This is a genomic window from Flavobacterium sp. AJR (assembly GCF_002156885.1).
Lineage (GTDB): Bacteria > Bacteroidota > Bacteroidia > Flavobacteriales > Flavobacteriaceae > Flavobacterium.
Genome location: NZ_NCWQ01000021.1, coordinates 38458 through 54354 on the forward strand (window position 1 = coordinate 38458; position 15897 = coordinate 54354).

Annotated in this window: 15 protein-coding genes; all 15 read left to right on the plus strand. The window is 29.6% G+C overall.

Features of this window, described 5'->3' with window-relative positions; translation table 11 throughout:
• Positions 1 to 52 precede the first annotated feature (52 nt).
• The 15 genes from rfbA (at position 53) to B8T70_RS07175 (ending at position 15897) form a co-directional block, all read left to right on the plus strand.
• Positions 53 to 937, plus strand: a complete 885-nt coding sequence (gene rfbA, locus B8T70_RS07105) for a glucose-1-phosphate thymidylyltransferase RfbA (protein ID WP_086894416.1) — start codon at positions 53 to 55, stop codon at positions 935 to 937.
• Between the two features lie 128 nt (positions 938 to 1065).
• Positions 1066 to 2970 (plus strand): nucleoside-diphosphate sugar epimerase/dehydratase, encoded by a 1905-nt coding sequence (locus B8T70_RS07110; protein WP_086894417.1) that lies wholly within the window; start codon positions 1066 to 1068, stop codon positions 2968 to 2970.
• 219 nt (positions 2971 to 3189) lie between these two features.
• Entirely contained in the window at positions 3190 to 4059 is an 870-nt protein-coding gene (locus B8T70_RS07115) for an ABC transporter permease (protein WP_369827384.1), read from the plus strand.
• Positions 4060 to 4115: 56 nt separating this feature from the next.
• Positions 4116 to 5399, plus strand: a complete 1284-nt coding sequence (locus B8T70_RS07120; RefSeq protein WP_086894419.1) for an ABC transporter ATP-binding protein — start codon at positions 4116 to 4118, stop codon at positions 5397 to 5399.
• The gene (locus B8T70_RS07125; RefSeq protein WP_086894420.1) at positions 5396 to 6091 is read left to right on the plus strand and encodes a WbqC family protein; all 696 of its coding nucleotides are present in this window, start codon (positions 5396 to 5398) and stop codon (positions 6089 to 6091) included. The genes B8T70_RS07120 and B8T70_RS07125 overlap by 4 nt, the downstream gene beginning before the upstream one ends.
• Before the next feature lie 4 nt (positions 6092 to 6095).
• A complete protein-coding gene (locus B8T70_RS07130) occupies positions 6096 to 6752 on the plus strand; it encodes an acetyltransferase (protein WP_086894421.1) in 657 nt (218 codons plus the stop codon).
• A 16-nt stretch (positions 6753 to 6768) separates the two neighbouring features.
• Positions 6769 to 7902: a dTDP-4-amino-4,6-dideoxygalactose transaminase gene (rffA, locus tag B8T70_RS07135; RefSeq protein ID WP_086894422.1), complete on the plus strand. Its 1134-nt coding sequence runs from the start codon at positions 6769 to 6771 to the stop codon at positions 7900 to 7902.
• Complete coding sequence (locus tag B8T70_RS07140; protein ID WP_086894423.1) at positions 7895 to 9055, plus strand: glycosyltransferase family 1 protein; 1161 nt, start codon at positions 7895 to 7897, stop codon at positions 9053 to 9055. The genes rffA and B8T70_RS07140 overlap by 8 nt, the downstream gene beginning before the upstream one ends.
• Positions 9055 to 10086, plus strand: a complete 1032-nt coding sequence (locus tag B8T70_RS07145) for a glycosyltransferase (protein WP_086894424.1) — start codon at positions 9055 to 9057, stop codon at positions 10084 to 10086. Before B8T70_RS07140 ends, B8T70_RS07145 begins: the two co-directional genes overlap by 1 nt.
• Entirely contained in the window at positions 10083 to 10925 is an 843-nt protein-coding gene (locus B8T70_RS07150) for a glycosyltransferase family A protein (protein ID WP_086894425.1), read from the plus strand. The genes B8T70_RS07145 and B8T70_RS07150 overlap by 4 nt, the downstream gene beginning before the upstream one ends.
• A complete protein-coding gene (locus B8T70_RS07155) occupies positions 10926 to 11828 on the plus strand; it encodes a glycosyltransferase family A protein (RefSeq protein ID WP_086894426.1) in 903 nt (300 codons plus the stop codon).
• A 57-nt stretch (positions 11829 to 11885) separates the two neighbouring features.
• Positions 11886 to 13019 (plus strand): glycosyltransferase family 4 protein, encoded by a 1134-nt coding sequence (locus tag B8T70_RS07160; RefSeq protein ID WP_086894427.1) that lies wholly within the window; start codon positions 11886 to 11888, stop codon positions 13017 to 13019.
• Positions 13020 to 13964, plus strand: a complete 945-nt coding sequence (locus B8T70_RS07165) for a glycosyltransferase family 2 protein (protein ID WP_086894428.1) — start codon at positions 13020 to 13022, stop codon at positions 13962 to 13964.
• Position 13965: 1 nt separating this feature from the next.
• Positions 13966 to 14976 carry a glycosyltransferase family A protein gene (locus tag B8T70_RS07170; protein WP_086894429.1) on the plus strand — a complete coding sequence of 337 codons (1011 nt, stop codon included), beginning with the start codon at positions 13966 to 13968 and terminating at the stop codon, positions 14974 to 14976.
• A gap of 3 nt (positions 14977 to 14979) precedes the next feature.
• A complete protein-coding gene (locus tag B8T70_RS07175; protein WP_086894430.1) occupies positions 14980 to 15897 on the plus strand; it encodes a glycosyltransferase family 2 protein in 918 nt (305 codons plus the stop codon).

Below are 15897 nucleotides of genomic sequence, written 5' to 3' on the forward strand. Positions count from 1 at the left end.
TTCAGTTATATGGAATCTAAAATTTAAAATCTAAAATCTAAAATTAAGATCTATGAAAGGAATTATTTTAGCAGGAGGTTCAGGTACCAGATTGCACCCATTAACTCTTGCAATGAGCAAGCAAATGATGCCAGTGTATGATAAACCAATGATTTATTATCCATTATCTACTTTGATGATGGCAGGAATAAATGAAATATTAATTATTTCTACTCCACATGATTTGCCAAATTTTAAAAAATTACTTGGAGATGGAGCAAATTTAGGTTGTAAGTTTAGTTATGCAGAACAAGCTATTCCAAATGGATTGGCACAAGCATTTGTAATCGGAGAAGAGTTCATAGGAGATGATGATGTTGCTTTGATTTTAGGAGATAATATATTTTTTGGGGCCAATATGCAAGAACTCTTGCGTTCGAATACAAAACCAGATGGAGGAGTGGTTTTTGCTTATCATGTTTCGGATCCAGAACGTTATGGAGTAGTAGAGTTTGATCAGGATTTAAAAGCGATTTCGATAGAAGAAAAACCAAAGAATCCTAAATCTCATTATGCTGTTCCTGGGTTATATTTTTATGATAATTCGGTTGTTGAAATAGCAAAAAATATAGAGCCTAGTGCACGTGGAGAATACGAAATCACAGATGTAAATAAAGTATATCTTTCAAAAGAAGCTTTAAAAGTAGGAATATTAAGTAGAGGCACAGCTTGGCTTGATACTGGAACTTTTAATAGTTTGATGCAGGCGGGTCAATTTGTACAGGTATTAGAGGAACGTCAAGGACTAAAAGTAGGTTGTATAGAAGAAATTGCTTGGAGGCAAGGATTTATAAGTGATAATCAACTTGAAGAATTAGCTCTACCATTAGTTAAATCTGGTTATGGGGCATATTTGCTAGATTTTTTGAAACAAAAAAAGACAGGCGTTAAAATTTAATTTTTTGAATCCATTATTTCGTATTTTTGTAATTATTATCGGACTCTATAATTCTAAGACTAATTAATTTGAATAATAAACCAATCACTTTTGCAATTTTATTTGCTAAGTATTTTTCGATAGCTAACATGAGACTTAATATTCATAACCTAAGTTATTTACCTAGGTGGATTATAGTTTTAATGGATGTTATGGTATTGATTTTCTCTTTTACTTTTACTTATTTATTATTTAAGGGTACTGGTTTAGGATATATTATAACGCACCATGAGTTTTATTTTGTTGGGTCCCTTTTGGGAGTTAATATTTTTTTCTTTTGGTTGTTTAGGACATATTCAGGCATAATTAGGCACTCATCGTATATTGACGCAATCAAATTACTGTTTTCGCAAATGTCAGTGTTGGTCGTTTTCTTGTTCTTCAATTTTGTATTTGAATTATATCATGGCGATAAGGCATTTTTGAATACTGCTCTTTTTATAAATATTGTGCTTTCATTCTGTGGATTGTTTCTATATCGAGTAGTTGTAAAGCAAACATTTGAGCTTTATTTTGCTGAAAAAAACAATACTAAATTAATTAGAACTATTATCTATGGAACTGATGCTAATGCAATTTCTGTTGCTAATGCATTAAAGTTTGAAACACCTTCTCGTTTTAAAATTGTAGGCTTTGTAGATAAAAATAATCAAAATGCTTCAAAGAGGATGTTGGATTTACCAATATTGATTCAAAAGAAAAGATTGCCTGCATTAATGCGTTCCGTTGCGGCCGAAGGAGTTATTATTGCAGATAAAAGTTTATCAAAAGATGAACAATTAATTATTGTTGATCAATGTTTAGAGTTTAATTATAGAGTATATACAGTTCCACTAATTTCAGATTGGGAAAATCAAAAAGAGATATCTCAAAAAGTAAAAAATATTCAAATTGAAGATTTACTGGAAAGAAAACCAATAGTATTAGATAGTAAATCGATATCTAAGCAATTAAAAGATAAAACGATTTTAATTACTGGAGCTGCTGGGTCAATTGGTAGTGAAATAGTAAGACAGGTAATAGGATTTAATCCTAAAAATGTAATTTTATTAGATCAGGCAGAAACACCATTACATAGTCTTTGTTTAGAAACTCAAAATATGGTTTCTGATTCAAAAATTCATGCTGTAATTGCAGATGTGAAGAGTAAAGAGGCAATGGAAAGAGTTTTTAAAGTTTATGGACCACAAGTGGTTTTCCATGCTGCCGCATACAAGCATGTACCCTTGATGGAAGGAAATCCATCTCAAGCTATTTTAACAAATATTGAGGGAACTAAAAATCTAGCTGATTTAGCCTGTAAATATAAAGTAAAGAAATTTGTAATGGTATCTACAGATAAAGCTGTAAATCCTAGTAATGTTATGGGGGCTAGTAAACGTATTGCTGAAAAATATGTGCAGTCTTTACATTTAAAAAATCAAAAAGAAAAAGGGAATGATACAACAAAGTTCATCACAACTCGTTTTGGAAATGTATTAGGCTCTAATGGATCAGTCGTTCCTTTATTTACTAAACAAATTGCAGAAGGAGGACCACTAACTATAACCCATCCTGATATTATTAGGTACTTTATGACCATTCCAGAGGCATGTCAATTGGTTCTTGAAGCTGGTGCAATGGGTAATGGAGGTGAAATCTATATTTTTGACATGGGAAAACCTGTTCGAATTATTGATTTGGCCAGAAAAATGATAAAATTAGCAGGATTTATTCCAGAAAAGGAAATTAAAATTCAGATAGTTGGACTTAGACCAGGTGAAAAGCTATTTGAAGAATTACTAAACGATACTTCGAAAACATTGCCTACTTATCATAATAAAATTATGATTGCTGAAGAAATTCAAGATGAATATGAAAGCTTACATATAGAAATTGATGAGTTGATAGGAATATCTAAATTTTTTGATAATGACGATATTGTTGCAAAAATGAAAAAAATTGTGCCAGAATTTAAGAGCATGAATTCTAGTTTTGAGATTCTTGATAAATAGATGTAATGAGCGTGAAGATATTCAAGCTTTAATTTCTTACAATAAGGTGTTTTTTAATAAAAGCACCTTTTTTGTTTCTATTATTTAGAATAGAAATGTATTCATAATGTTGATAATTTATTTTAATTGTTACATTTGCCTTAATTAATACCATACTTTTTTAGTCTGTAAAATGAAGTAATAGTAACTTATTTCAGAAGTAGAATTTTTAAAATGTCGATGAATAAACCTGAAAATGCTTCAACTCCTTGGTTGTTTGAAATAACACCTAAGAATAATTTTTTTTCGCTGAATTTAAAAGAAATTTGGCAATATCGAGATTTGTTATTTCTTTTTGTAAAGAGAGATATCGTAACAGTTTATAAACAAACTGTTTTAGGGCCGCTTTGGTACTTAATTCAACCCTTGTTTACTTCGATAACATTTACTATAATATTTAATAATGTAGCTGGAATCGATACTGGTTCTGTGCCTCCCTTTTTATTTAACTTAGCAGGAATTACTGTTTGGAATTACTTTACAGCTTGCCTTACGGGAACTTCAGATACTTTTAGAGCCAATGCAAGTATATTTGGAAAGGTCTATTTTCCTAGAATTATTACTCCTCTCTCCATCGTAATTTCCAACTTGATCAAGTTTGGAATACAACTCTTAATTTTTATCGTTTTTTATATTTATTATTATAGTCAAGGTGCAATTATTAGCCTAAATATTATATCATTATTTTTTCCTTTATTAATTATTCTCATGGGGATTTTGGGATTGGGATTAGGAATGATGATATCTTCTTTGGTAACTAAATATCGCGATTTTAGCCATTTAATTGGTTTTGGGGTTCAGTTGCTTATGTATCTTTCTGCTGTTGTATATCCTATGGCATTGATTAAAGATAAAATCCCTAACTATGGCTGGTTGGTGCAATATAACCCATTGGCTTATATTATTGAAACATCTAGATATATGCTTTTAAATGTTGGAGATGTTTCAGTTGCAGGATTAGTATATACTTTGGTTGTTACTATTTCAATATTTTTGATTGGACTTTTAGTTTTTAATAAAACGGAAAAGAGTTTTATTGATACGGTTTAATTCAAAATGATTTGAATATTTTTTATAATTCATCATTTACAACTTATAATTTTTAATTGGAACAAGACATTATATTAAAAGCTGAAAATATCTCGAAACAATATCGTTTGGGACAAGTAGGAACAGGTACTTTAAGCCATGATTTAAATCGATGGTGGCATCGCATACGTGGAAAAGAAAATCCATATTTAAAAATTGGAGATTCTAATGACCGCAGTACTAAAGGAACTAGTGATTATGTTTGGGCTTTGCAAGATATTAACTTTGAAGTGGAACGTGGTGAGGTTTTAGGAATCATAGGTAAAAACGGAGCAGGAAAATCTACTTTATTAAAAATATTATCAAAGGTTACGGCACCCACTAGAGGAAGCATTAAATCTCGCGGGCGTATTGCATCTTTGTTAGAAGTTGGAACGGGTTTCAATCCAGAACTAACGGGTCGGGAAAATATCTACTTAAATGGTGCTATTTTGGGAATGACAAAAAAAGAGATTACTTCTAAACTTGATGAAATTATTGATTTTTCGGGTTGTGAGCGCTATATAGATACACCAGTAAAAAGATATAGTAGCGGAATGACCGTTCGTTTAGCTTTTGCAGTTGCAGCATTTCTAGAACCTGAAATTTTAGTTATTGATGAGGTTTTAGCCGTAGGGGATGCCGAGTTTCAGAGAAAAGCTATTGGTAAAATGCAGGATATTTCTAAAGGAGAGGGTAGAACTGTTTTGTTTGTGAGCCATAATATGGCAGCAGTAGAGACACTTTGTACACGTGTTATATGTATGGAGTATGGACGAATTTGTAGGGATGGAAATCCAACTAAAGTTATCTCGGATTATTTGCAAAGTAGTACTTTTTCTGAGCGAATGATTAATTTTGATTCTATTGCTAATGCTAAGGGGAACGAAAATATTCTGATTATGTATGCCGCTATTGAAAATACTTCGTCGACAAATAAAAATGATGTAATTGATGTGACCTCATCGGTTGATTTTAAACTTAAAATCATTAACCAAACAGATAGTGAATTAATTTCTGTAGGGTTTGATTTAAGAACCATTAAGGGAGATGTTGTTTTTGGATCTGGTAGTAAATTTGATTGCAAACTGAATGAAGTTAGTGAAATTACTTGTCAAATTCCCGCTAATTTTTTAAATGATGATGTGTATCAAATACATGTTTATTTCCACACAAACGATATGAGAGTTTTGTTTAATGACGAAGAACTATTAACTTTTGAGATAAAAGACGTTAAGAGAGAATCGGGTTATTTAGGTAAAGTAAACGGAATGATTAGACCTTCATTAGTTTGGGCTATTAATGATGTTTCCACGGTATGAAAAAAGTAGCTATTTTACAATCTAATTATATTCCTTGGAAAGGTTATTTTGATTTGATAAATCAAGTAGATGAATTTATTATTTATGATGAGATGCAGTACACCAAAAATGATTGGAGGAATAGAAATAAAATTAAAACTAATAATGGAATTCAATGGCTTACAATTCCAGTAAGAGTTGACAGTTTACATCAAAAAATAAATGAAACTCCAGTTTTTGATAAAAACTGGAGTAAAAAACACAAAGCAACTTTACAAACTAATTATGGTAAAGCAAAGTGTTTTGATGAAACAAAGGATTTTATTTTTAATTTATACGACCAAATTTCTAAATCGGAATTGTTATCTGAAATAAATTATACTTTTATAAAAGCATTATGTAATTATCTACAAATAGACACTAAAATAACCTTGTCTAGTGATTATGAGCTAGTTGTTGGAAAAACAGAAAGATTAGTTGCTTTATGTTTACAAACTAATGCATCCCACTATATTTCTGGACCTTCAGCAAAAAGTTATATTGATGAAAATTTATTTGCAGATAATAATATAAAACTCGAATGGATGGATTATTCCGGTTATACTGAATATGAACAATTACACTTAGGATTTGATCATGGAGTTTCTATTTTAGATTTGATTTTTAATGAAGGAAAAAATGCGAAAACTTTTTTTAAGAGTGATTTTAATTAATTAAATGAAATTAATAATTTTTGGCACAGGAGAGTTAGCGCAATTGGCGTATTTTTATTTTAGTCATGATAGTGAATATGATGTTCTTGGCTTTACACTTGATTCTACATATATTGATTCCCCAAACTATTTAGGTTTACCTCTAATTCCTTTTGAAGAAATTGAAAACATATATCCTCCAGATGAATACAAAATGTTTATTGCTATTGGTTATTCTAAATTGAACCAGAATAGGATTGATAAATATAATCAAGCTAAAACCAAAGGTTACGTTTTGGCTAGTTATGTTTCGTCCAAATCAACCTCTTGGCCAGGATTAGTAGTTGGAGAGAATACTTTTATAATGGAAGATAACACGATAATGCCGTTTTGTGTTATTGGAAATAACATTTTAGTCTTTGTGAATAATATAATAGCACACCATATGGTTATCAAAGATCATGTTACAATCACTTCACATTGTGCAATAGGAGGTAATGTTATTATTGAAGAAAAAGCATTTATAGGACTAAATGCTTCCTTAAGAAACAACATTGTTATAGGTCAAGGAGCAATAATAGGTACAGCTGCTAATGTTGTTAAGGATGTAGATGATTATAAAGTTATGATGGGGAATCCAGCTAAAGCTTTAGAAATTGATTCTAGTGAGATAAAATTGTAAAACTATTTATATTTTGATGATAAATTTCAATAAACCTTACCTTACAGGAAAAGAAACTTTATACATTACCGATGCGGTAGCTTCAGGAAAAATATCAGGTAATGGTAAATATACTCAATTATGTCAAAAGTTTTTTGAACAAAAGTATGGGTTCGAAAAGTGTTTATTGACTACATCTTGTACCGATGCATTAGAAATGGCTGCTATACTTATTGACATTCAGCCGGGAGATGAGGTTATAATACCTTCTTATACTTTTGTATCTACTGCAAATGCGTTTGTATTACGTGGAGCAAAGATTATTTTTGCAGATTCTAATTCATTCAATCCTAATATAGATGTTACTACATTAGAATCTTTAATTACATCTAAAACTAAGGCAATAGTTCCTGTACATTATGCAGGAATTTCCTGTGATATGGATGTAATAATGGAAATTGCTAATCGCTATAATTTGTTTGTAATTGAAGATGCTGCACAAGCAATAGATAGTTTCTATATCGGAAAAGATGGTGTAAAAAGAGCGCTAGGATCGATAGGGCATTTAGCTGCTTTTTCTTTTCATGAAACTAAAAATATCATTTCCGGTGAAGGAGGGATGTTGGCAATTAATGATAAGCAGTTTGCAAATCGCGCGGAAATTATTTGGGAAAAAGGAACCAACCGGTCAGCTTTTTTTAGAGGTGAAGTCGACAAATATAATTGGGTTGATATTGGTTCTTCTTTTTTGCCATCCGAAGTTATTGCTGCTTTTCTTTGGGCACAAATTGAACATTTAGATGAAATTCAAAAAAGAAGAAAACAAATTTGGAATCAGTATTATGAAAGCTTAAAACAAAATGAAGAAAAAGGTGATTTTAAATTACCACATATACCAGATTACGCAACAAATAATGCACATATGTTTTATTTGGTTTTTGAATCATTAGAAAAAAGAAATGGATGTATTACTCGACTGAAAAATAATGAAATTCATGCTGTATTTCATTATTTGAGTTTACATAAAAGTCCATTTTATTCAAATCAACATTCGGGAGGAGAATTGATCTTTAGTGATTTGTATTCAGATAGATTATTACGACTACCATTTTATTATGAATTATCAAAAGAGGATATTGATTCAATCATATTTGCAATAAAGAATGAGTAAGAAAAAGATATTATTTGTTGTCTCTGATTTTTATCATAACGGAGCACAAAGAGAGATGTATGAATTTGATAATGCATTAGATAAAGATAAATTTAAGGTGACTATACTTAGCTTAGCAGACTTAAATCTTAGATTGGATTTGCCAGATTATTTTTACGAAAGACATCTTTCTTTAGGTACAGAGATTCTTTTTTTAAAAGATTTTATTAGAAAATCAAAAAATAGATTGGAATCTAGAATATTAAATAGAATATTGAGGAACGTAACGAATAATAAACTTAAAAAGAATAACATTAAAAATCTTGTTACTTTATTCGATAATTTCGACAAGGTTATATTTATGGGAGAATATGTTTATCAATCTTTATCAAATAACATTCCATCAGATTATTTTAAAGAAATTTTTATCTTCATTATGTGTTCAAGATTCCAATCGGAAAGTTATAGGGATTTTGATAAAAAAAAACAATTTGTCTTTATTGGGGGATTTGATAGTGCAAAACAAATTGAACATGAATTTGAAGGTTTTAGTAATTACAGATTTGAATTTATGCCTTTTTGTTTAGCCGTGACAAATGAGTATAATAAATGGCAATTTAATGAGACATGTAAAACTAAAAAGATAGGAATATTTACAAGATTGCATAAAGACAAACCTTTAGATCCATTTTTATACGCCTATCAGGTTTTGTTAAGTCAAGGTTATAATATTGAGCTGCATGTTTTTGGAGTTGGGGATTATAAGCATGCCGAATATGATCGTTACGTTAATAATTTAGATTTGAACGGGAAGGTTTATTTTAGAGGGCATCAGTCAGACATGAAAAAAACTATTCTGGAAGAAAAATTAGATTTAGTATGGTTTCAAGGATATAATAATCTACCAGCAGGTTTCGCAGCATTAGAAGTATGTTTAACAGGAACCCCACAAATTTTTTGGGATTTTTTTATTGGGGATAATGAACATATAAATAAATTAGACTTTATTTATCCACATTATAAAGATTTATTAGCATTTGTTGAGGCTAGCAAAGCAGTTTTGTATAATTATAAAATTGCAGAATCACTTTCGGATAAACAATTTCAAGATATTTTTAATAATAGAAATGTTTTTAAAAATGTTGGAAATATTGAAAAAATACTTTTAGAATAATGAATATTTCTAATCATCCAAGAATTACAGTATTAATGCCTGTCTACAATTGCGAACTTTATATAAAAGAATCAATTGATAGTATTTTAAATCAAACTTTTTCAGATTTTGAATTTATAATAATTGATGACGCTTCTACAGATGAAACATTATCAATTATAAGAAGCTATGATGATAATAGAATTAAATTAATTAAAAAACCATTAAATACGGGTTATACTAATAGTTTAAATCACGGATTAAGTATTGCAAAAGGAGAATATATTGCAAGAATGGATGGTGATGATATAAGCTTGCCGGAACGTTTTGCAAAACAAGTTGCTTTTTTAGACACAAATCCTGAAACAGTGCTTATTGGTACATTCATTAAAATTATTGGCAGGGATAAAATTATTACCGTTCCGGAATATCATGACGCTATAAAATTAGCAATGCTTAAGGATTGCTGCATAGCACACCCAACGGTAATAATTAGGAAAAGTTGTTTAGATAAATTCTCTTTAATTTATGACGAAAAAAAAGAACCAGCCGAAGATTATGATCTTTGGACAAGATTATTAGCAGTAGGAAAATTACATAATTTACAAGAAGTTTTGCTTCATTATCGCGTTCATAGTTCGCAGGTATCTCATAAAAGGAATGAACAACAAAGAAATATCGCATTAGAAATAAAAATTAATTTATTGAATAATCTCGGTTTTGAAAAGAACGATCAGACATACGATTTTTTAAAGAAAATAATAGCACGAAGAGAATCCTTTTCTTTTATAGAAATGAATCAGTTTGAAGATTTAAAAAGCAAATTACTTTTAGCCAATCAAAAGTCATTTTTTGAGCAACAAGGTTTTGAAAAATATCTGTTTGAGATTCAGAACAATCTATTTAAAGATTACTTTTTAAAAAGAGAAAGATATTCACCGATAATTTATTTTCAATATTTGAAAATTAAATACAATTGGCAAATTAAATTAAAGGCATTGCATGAAATTAAATTATTTGTAAAATCAATGATTTTTTACAGCAAAAAATGAGAGATCCAATAGTGTCTATAATAGTTCCGTGCTATAATCAGGCTCAATATTTAAACGAAGCTTTACAATCTGTATTGGATCAAACCTATGAAAATTGGGAATGTATTATCATCAGTGATGGTAGTCTGGACAACACACAAGAAATAGCAGAAAATTGGGTTAAAAAGGATAAAAGATTTAGGTACTATTATCAGCAAAATGCAGGAGTTAGCAGTGCAAGAAATTTAGGGATTAGAAATAGCATTGGCGAATATATTCTGCCGCTTGACGGAGATGATAAAATTGCTCAAAATTACATACAACAAGCTATAAAAGCATTTGAAAATGACGAATCGCTAAAACTCGTTTATTGCAAAGCAGAGAAATTTGGAGATGAAACCGGCAACTGGAATTTAGCACCATTCTCTCTTAAAGCATTAGCATTAGACAATATGATTTTTTGCTCTGCTGTGTATCGAAAAAGAGATTGGGAATTAGTTAGAGGTTACGATGATAATATGCAGGAAGGGCTAGAAGATTGGGAATTTTGGATAGCCTTTCTAAAAAATGGCGGCAACGTATTGTGTTTAGATATAACAGGATTTTACTATAGAATAAAATTAGTGTCAAGGCAAAAAAAACTAGATACTGTTATAAAAGATAAACTCTTTAATTATTTAAGCATAAAACATGCCGATTTTTTTGTACAGCATTTAGGATCTTTTGGAGCATTAAATAATAATTTGCTAAAAGAAAGAGAAGCATTTTCTATAAAACTAAAAAGCGAAAAATTTGTACTTGATTTGTTTTGTAAAACTTTTTTTGGATTTACAATATTCGGAAAAATAAATAAGAAATAAATGCTGGCTATAGTTATCCCTTATTACAAACTAGTTTTCTTTGAAGAAACTTTAAAATCGTTATCAGGCCAAACAGATAAAAGATTCAAAGTTTATATAGGAAATGACGCCAGCCCTGAAGATCCATCTCTGTTATTGGAACAATATAAAGATAATTTCGATTTTGTTTATCAATCGTTTGATAATAATTTAGGAAGTATATCACTGGTAAAACATTGGGAACGTTGTATTGCGCTTATTAATGATGAAGACTGGATAATGATTTTAGGAGATGATGATATTTTGGAAAATACAGTTGTAGCATCCTGGTATAATCATTACGACATTTTTAATACAAAATCGAACCTGATAAGATTTGCATCAAAATCTTTAAATATGAATTTAAACGGAAGAGTAAGTGATTCATTTACAAATCCGGTATGGGAGAAAGCATCTGATTCTTACTTTAGAAGATTTAAAGGTTTGACAAGAAGCTCTTTATCCGAATATGTGTTTTCAAAAAAGATTTTTCAAAAATACGGATTTTTCGATTTTCCTTTGGCATGGCACAGTGATGATGCGGCCTGGATTTTTTTTTCTGACAATAAACCTGTTTATTCTATAAACGATAATAATTTGTTAATCAGATATTCTGCCATATCGATATCAGGAACACAAAACAACCAAGGCTTAAAAGATATCGCCAGCGAAAATTTTTATAAAGAATGTATCATTAAAAAAATGGATTTATTTAGTCGATCCCAACAAATAGATCTTGTATTACAATATGAAATTTCAATAAAAAAAAATAGAAAATTAAGACTGGACGAATGGCGTTATTTACTTCTTTTTTATATTTCTGTAATGGATATTAACGGTTTCTCTAAATGTTTAAGAAGATTTTATTTAAGCTTTAAGCATTAAAAAGCTGTAATTTTTGTAATAGATGAGTGTACAGAATAAGTTAAAAACAGAAAAGAAATGAAAATACTTTTTGTATCTATACCTTCTATTCATGCTATTCGCTGGATCGAAAATTTAAACGGAAAAGATTATGAGCTTTATTGGTTTGATGTTTTACACAGAGGAAAATTAGAGAATTCAGGTGATATTCGTCAATTTACCGACTGGAAAAAAAGAAAATACCCATACATAAAAGGAGAATATTTTTTAAAAAAGAAAATACCTTCATTATATCATAAAGTAATTCCTTTTCTAGAAATTTCTGCCAACGAAGCTTTAGAGGCCATTATACAAGAAATACAACCGGACATCATTCATAGTTTTGAACTGCATTATGGTTCTTATCCAATATTGAAAGCAATGAATAAAAACCCCAATATTAAATGGATTTATTCTTGCTGGGGAAGTGATATTTTCAGACATCAGGTCTTTAAAAATGATATTCAAAAAATTAAATCGGTCTTAAGCAGGGTCGATTATTTAATAACAGATTGTAAAAGAGATCATAATTTAGCAAAAAAATATAATTTTAAAGGAACTTTTCTTGGAGTTATACCGGGAGGTGGCGGATATAAGATAAATGATGTTAAAGTTAATTTTCAGGATGTTGAGTCCAGAAAGTTAATTTTGATAAAAGGAAATCATAATGAAACCGGCAGAGCAATCTATACTTTAAAAGCTATTCAGAAAATAATTCATTTGTTAGATGATTTTCAAATTTATGTTTTTTCTGCAGGAGAAAAAACCAGAGAATTCATTAAATCAGATTCAAAACTAGAGATGAAAATTAAAATACTAGAAAGGGTAAACCAAAGTGAACTTTTTAGTTATTTTGGAAAAGCATTTTTGTATATAGGCAATAATTTTTCAGACGGAATGCCAAATTCTTTATTAGAGGCTTTATTATTTGGAGCTATTCCTTTACAATCAAATCCGGGTAATGCTACAAAAGAGCTTATTGGAGAAAAATATTTTGGAGATCTGATTGATGACCCTGAAAACCCAGATGAAATAGCTCAAAAAATAGTAAATCTGATAGATAATAAAGATAATAATATTCAATTTGCCAAAAAAAACCATCTTACTGCAATTGAGGATTATGATTACGAAAAAATAAAAAATTCTATTTGTAATGTATATAATTTATCATAAATGAATAAACCTCTGGTCTCTATAATTGTTCCTGTTTACAATAGGGCACATTTAATTGGTGAAACACTGGACAGTTTAATTGCACAGACTTATTCTAATTGGGAATGTATTATAGTCGATGATAATTCATCAGATCAAATAGAAGAAAAAATAAAATCGTATCAGGACAATGATGGAAGGTTTAAACTGGTTGTAAAGTCAAAAGAAGATAAGAAAGGAGCAAGTGCCTCCAGAAATATTGGATTGAAAATAGCGAAAGGCGATTATATCCAGTTTCTTGATTCAGATGATATACTGGCCAGCAATAAACTTGAGGAGCAAATTCAATTATTGCTAAATGAGGAAGATTTTGTTATTTCAACATGCAAATGGGGAAGATTTGATCAAATTAATGAGCCTTTAAGTTTAAATGAGAGCAGTCTTGATTACAGAAATTTCGATGCTATAAAGGAATATTTTGATTTAACAGGACTATATGGAGGTTTCTTCCCTTCACATAGTTTTTTGATTAATAAAGAATTAATAAGGTTTTCAGGTTATTGGAATGAAAATTTAACAATGAATGATGATGGTGAGTTTTTTTTCAGAATATTATTAAATTGTAGTAAAATAATTTTTGCCAATACTACTTACGTTTTATATAGAAATAATATTTCTAATGAGAACTTAAGTTTGCTAAAAACAGCAGATAAAGCTTTAAGTCTCATTAATAGCTGGAAAATAATAGAATCATTATATTATACAAAGTACAATGATCCTGATTCAGCCTTCTTAAATAAAAAGAAACAAAGTGTTTACTTTGAAATAAAAAGGGAGTTTCCTGAAATTATTTGTCAGAATAAGACTTTCTTTAAGCATCAGATTAAAAATGACACAGTTTTCCTAAAAATCAAAAAACTAAAGAAAAGAGTTTTTCATAAACTAAAAATTATATTTACGAAATAAGATGCGGGTAGGATATAATCCACATAAAGACAAACAACAAGAAGATTCCGGATATTTACACCAGATCATAATTCCCGTATATATACCTAATCACGAAGGATACTTTAAAGATAGTCTTACTATTTTAAAACTATGTTTAGACTCCTTGTTTGCCACGACACACAATCAAACCTTTATAACAATTGTTAATAATGGGAGTGATATAGGCGTTGTAAGTTATTTAGATTTACTACTGAAAGAAAATAAAATTCAAGAACTTATTCATACCCAAAATATAGGAAAACTTAATGCAATACTAAAAGGATTAGCCGGTAATAATATAGAATTGGTTACCATTTCAGACTCAGATGTTTTGTTTTTAAACAATTGGCAAAAAGAAACAGTCAATATTTTTAAATCAGTTCCAAAAGCTGGAGTTGTTGGAATTGTGCCTCAGTTTAAAATGTACGAAAGTAATTGCGGGAACGTATTATTTGATACAATCCTAAGTTCAAAACTTCAATTTATTCCTGTAAAAAATAAAGAAGCCCTAATACATTTTTATGATAGTTTAGGTTGGAAAAGAGATTACAATCAGGACTATCTGAAATACAATTTAGGACTTAAAATTAATGAGAATCAAAATGTTCTCTTAGGTTCAGGACATTTTGTAGCAACTTATAAAAAAGATATTTTTAACGAAATAATAAGTTATATTCAATTTAAAATGGGCGGTACAAGCGAAGCATATTTAGATAAAGCTCCACTTAAAAAAGATTATTGGCGTGTAACAACACAGGATAATTATGCCTGTCACATGGGAAACACTTTAGAAAATTGGATGATTGTTCCTCAAACTTTAAAAGACGATATCGAAGAATTAAAGTACGGTTTTAAGAAAAATAAAACAATAAGCCCGTTTTTATACTGGATAAAAAACAAGCTTTTCGTAAAGTTTATTTCCATAAAAGTATTGATAAAGTTATTTCTAAAATGTAAAAAACTACCCAAAGAAATGATTTCAAAATATTAGTAAATGACATTTATTCCTAAAGAATTTACAATATTAATTACAACCAAAAATCGAAAAGATGATTTGGCATTTACATTGCGTAAAAGTCAGGATTTATTAGATCGGGAAGATGTTGTGTTCATCATTTGTGATGATGGATCAACAGACGGCACAGACTTATTTATTCAGAAAGAATACCCAAATATTCAACTCATCCGGAATACGGAAAGTAAAGGATTAATTTATAGCAGAAACAGATTAATGGATTTGGTTACTACCGAATTTGCAATTTCTATAGATGATGATTTGCATTTTATTACTCAAAATCCTTTAGAAATTATTAAGAACACTTTTAATGAAAATCCAAAAATAGGGCTACTCGGTTTTAGAATTTTTTGGAATCTTCAGGAACCCAAAATAATTAATTCTGATGAGGTTTTGCATCGTATGAAAAGTTTTGTTGGCTGTGGACATGTTTGGCGAATGAGTGCCTGGAGAGATATTCCAGATTATCCGGCTTGGTTTATTTTTTATGGAGAAGAAGATTTTGCATCATACCAGTTATTGAAGAAAAAATGGGAGATTTATTATTTACCCCAAGTTTTAGTCAATCATAGAGTAGATATAAAATCTCGTAAAAAAAATCCCGATTATGCTTTGCGATTACAACGTTCATTACGCGCTGGCTGGTATTTGTATTTTTTATTTTATCCGATTAAAATTATCCCACGAAAATTATCCTATTCAATTTGGATGCAGTTAAAATTAAAAGTCTTTAAAGGCGATTTTAAAGCTTTAAAAGCATTGTTATTAGCCATATTAGATTTGTTGTTTTCAATGCCAAAAATTATTAAAAACGCAAACAGATTATCCATACAGGAATATCAGAACTATCAAAAATTAGAAGAAACAAAAATCTATTGGAAACCGGAAGATAACTAA

Excerpts from the sequence above, each read along its gene's own strand:
- rfbA (WP_086894416.1), top strand. The coding sequence starts at position 53 with ATGAAAGGAATTATTTTAGCAGGAGGTTCAGGTACCAGATTGCACCCA.
- B8T70_RS07110 (WP_086894417.1), top strand. The coding sequence starts at position 1,066 with ATGAGACTTAATATTCATAACCTAAGTTATTTACCTAGGTGGATTATA.
- B8T70_RS07115 (WP_369827384.1), top strand. The coding sequence starts at position 3,190 with ATGAATAAACCTGAAAATGCTTCAACTCCTTGGTTGTTTGAAATAACA.
- B8T70_RS07125 (WP_086894420.1), top strand. The coding sequence starts at position 5,396 with ATGAAAAAAGTAGCTATTTTACAATCTAATTATATTCCTTGGAAAGGT.
- B8T70_RS07130 (WP_086894421.1), top strand. The coding sequence starts at position 6,096 with ATGAAATTAATAATTTTTGGCACAGGAGAGTTAGCGCAATTGGCGTAT.
- rffA (WP_086894422.1), top strand. The coding sequence starts at position 6,769 with ATGATAAATTTCAATAAACCTTACCTTACAGGAAAAGAAACTTTATAC.
- B8T70_RS07140 (WP_086894423.1), top strand. The coding sequence starts at position 7,895 with ATGAGTAAGAAAAAGATATTATTTGTTGTCTCTGATTTTTATCATAAC.
- B8T70_RS07145 (WP_086894424.1), top strand. The coding sequence starts at position 9,055 with ATGAATATTTCTAATCATCCAAGAATTACAGTATTAATGCCTGTCTAC.
- B8T70_RS07150 (WP_086894425.1), top strand. The coding sequence starts at position 10,083 with ATGAGAGATCCAATAGTGTCTATAATAGTTCCGTGCTATAATCAGGCT.
- B8T70_RS07155 (WP_086894426.1), top strand. The coding sequence starts at position 10,926 with ATGCTGGCTATAGTTATCCCTTATTACAAACTAGTTTTCTTTGAAGAA.
- B8T70_RS07160 (WP_086894427.1), top strand. The coding sequence starts at position 11,886 with ATGAAAATACTTTTTGTATCTATACCTTCTATTCATGCTATTCGCTGG.
- B8T70_RS07165 (WP_086894428.1), top strand. The coding sequence starts at position 13,020 with ATGAATAAACCTCTGGTCTCTATAATTGTTCCTGTTTACAATAGGGCA.
- B8T70_RS07170 (WP_086894429.1), top strand. The coding sequence starts at position 13,966 with ATGCGGGTAGGATATAATCCACATAAAGACAAACAACAAGAAGATTCC.
- B8T70_RS07175 (WP_086894430.1), top strand. The coding sequence starts at position 14,980 with ATGACATTTATTCCTAAAGAATTTACAATATTAATTACAACCAAAAAT.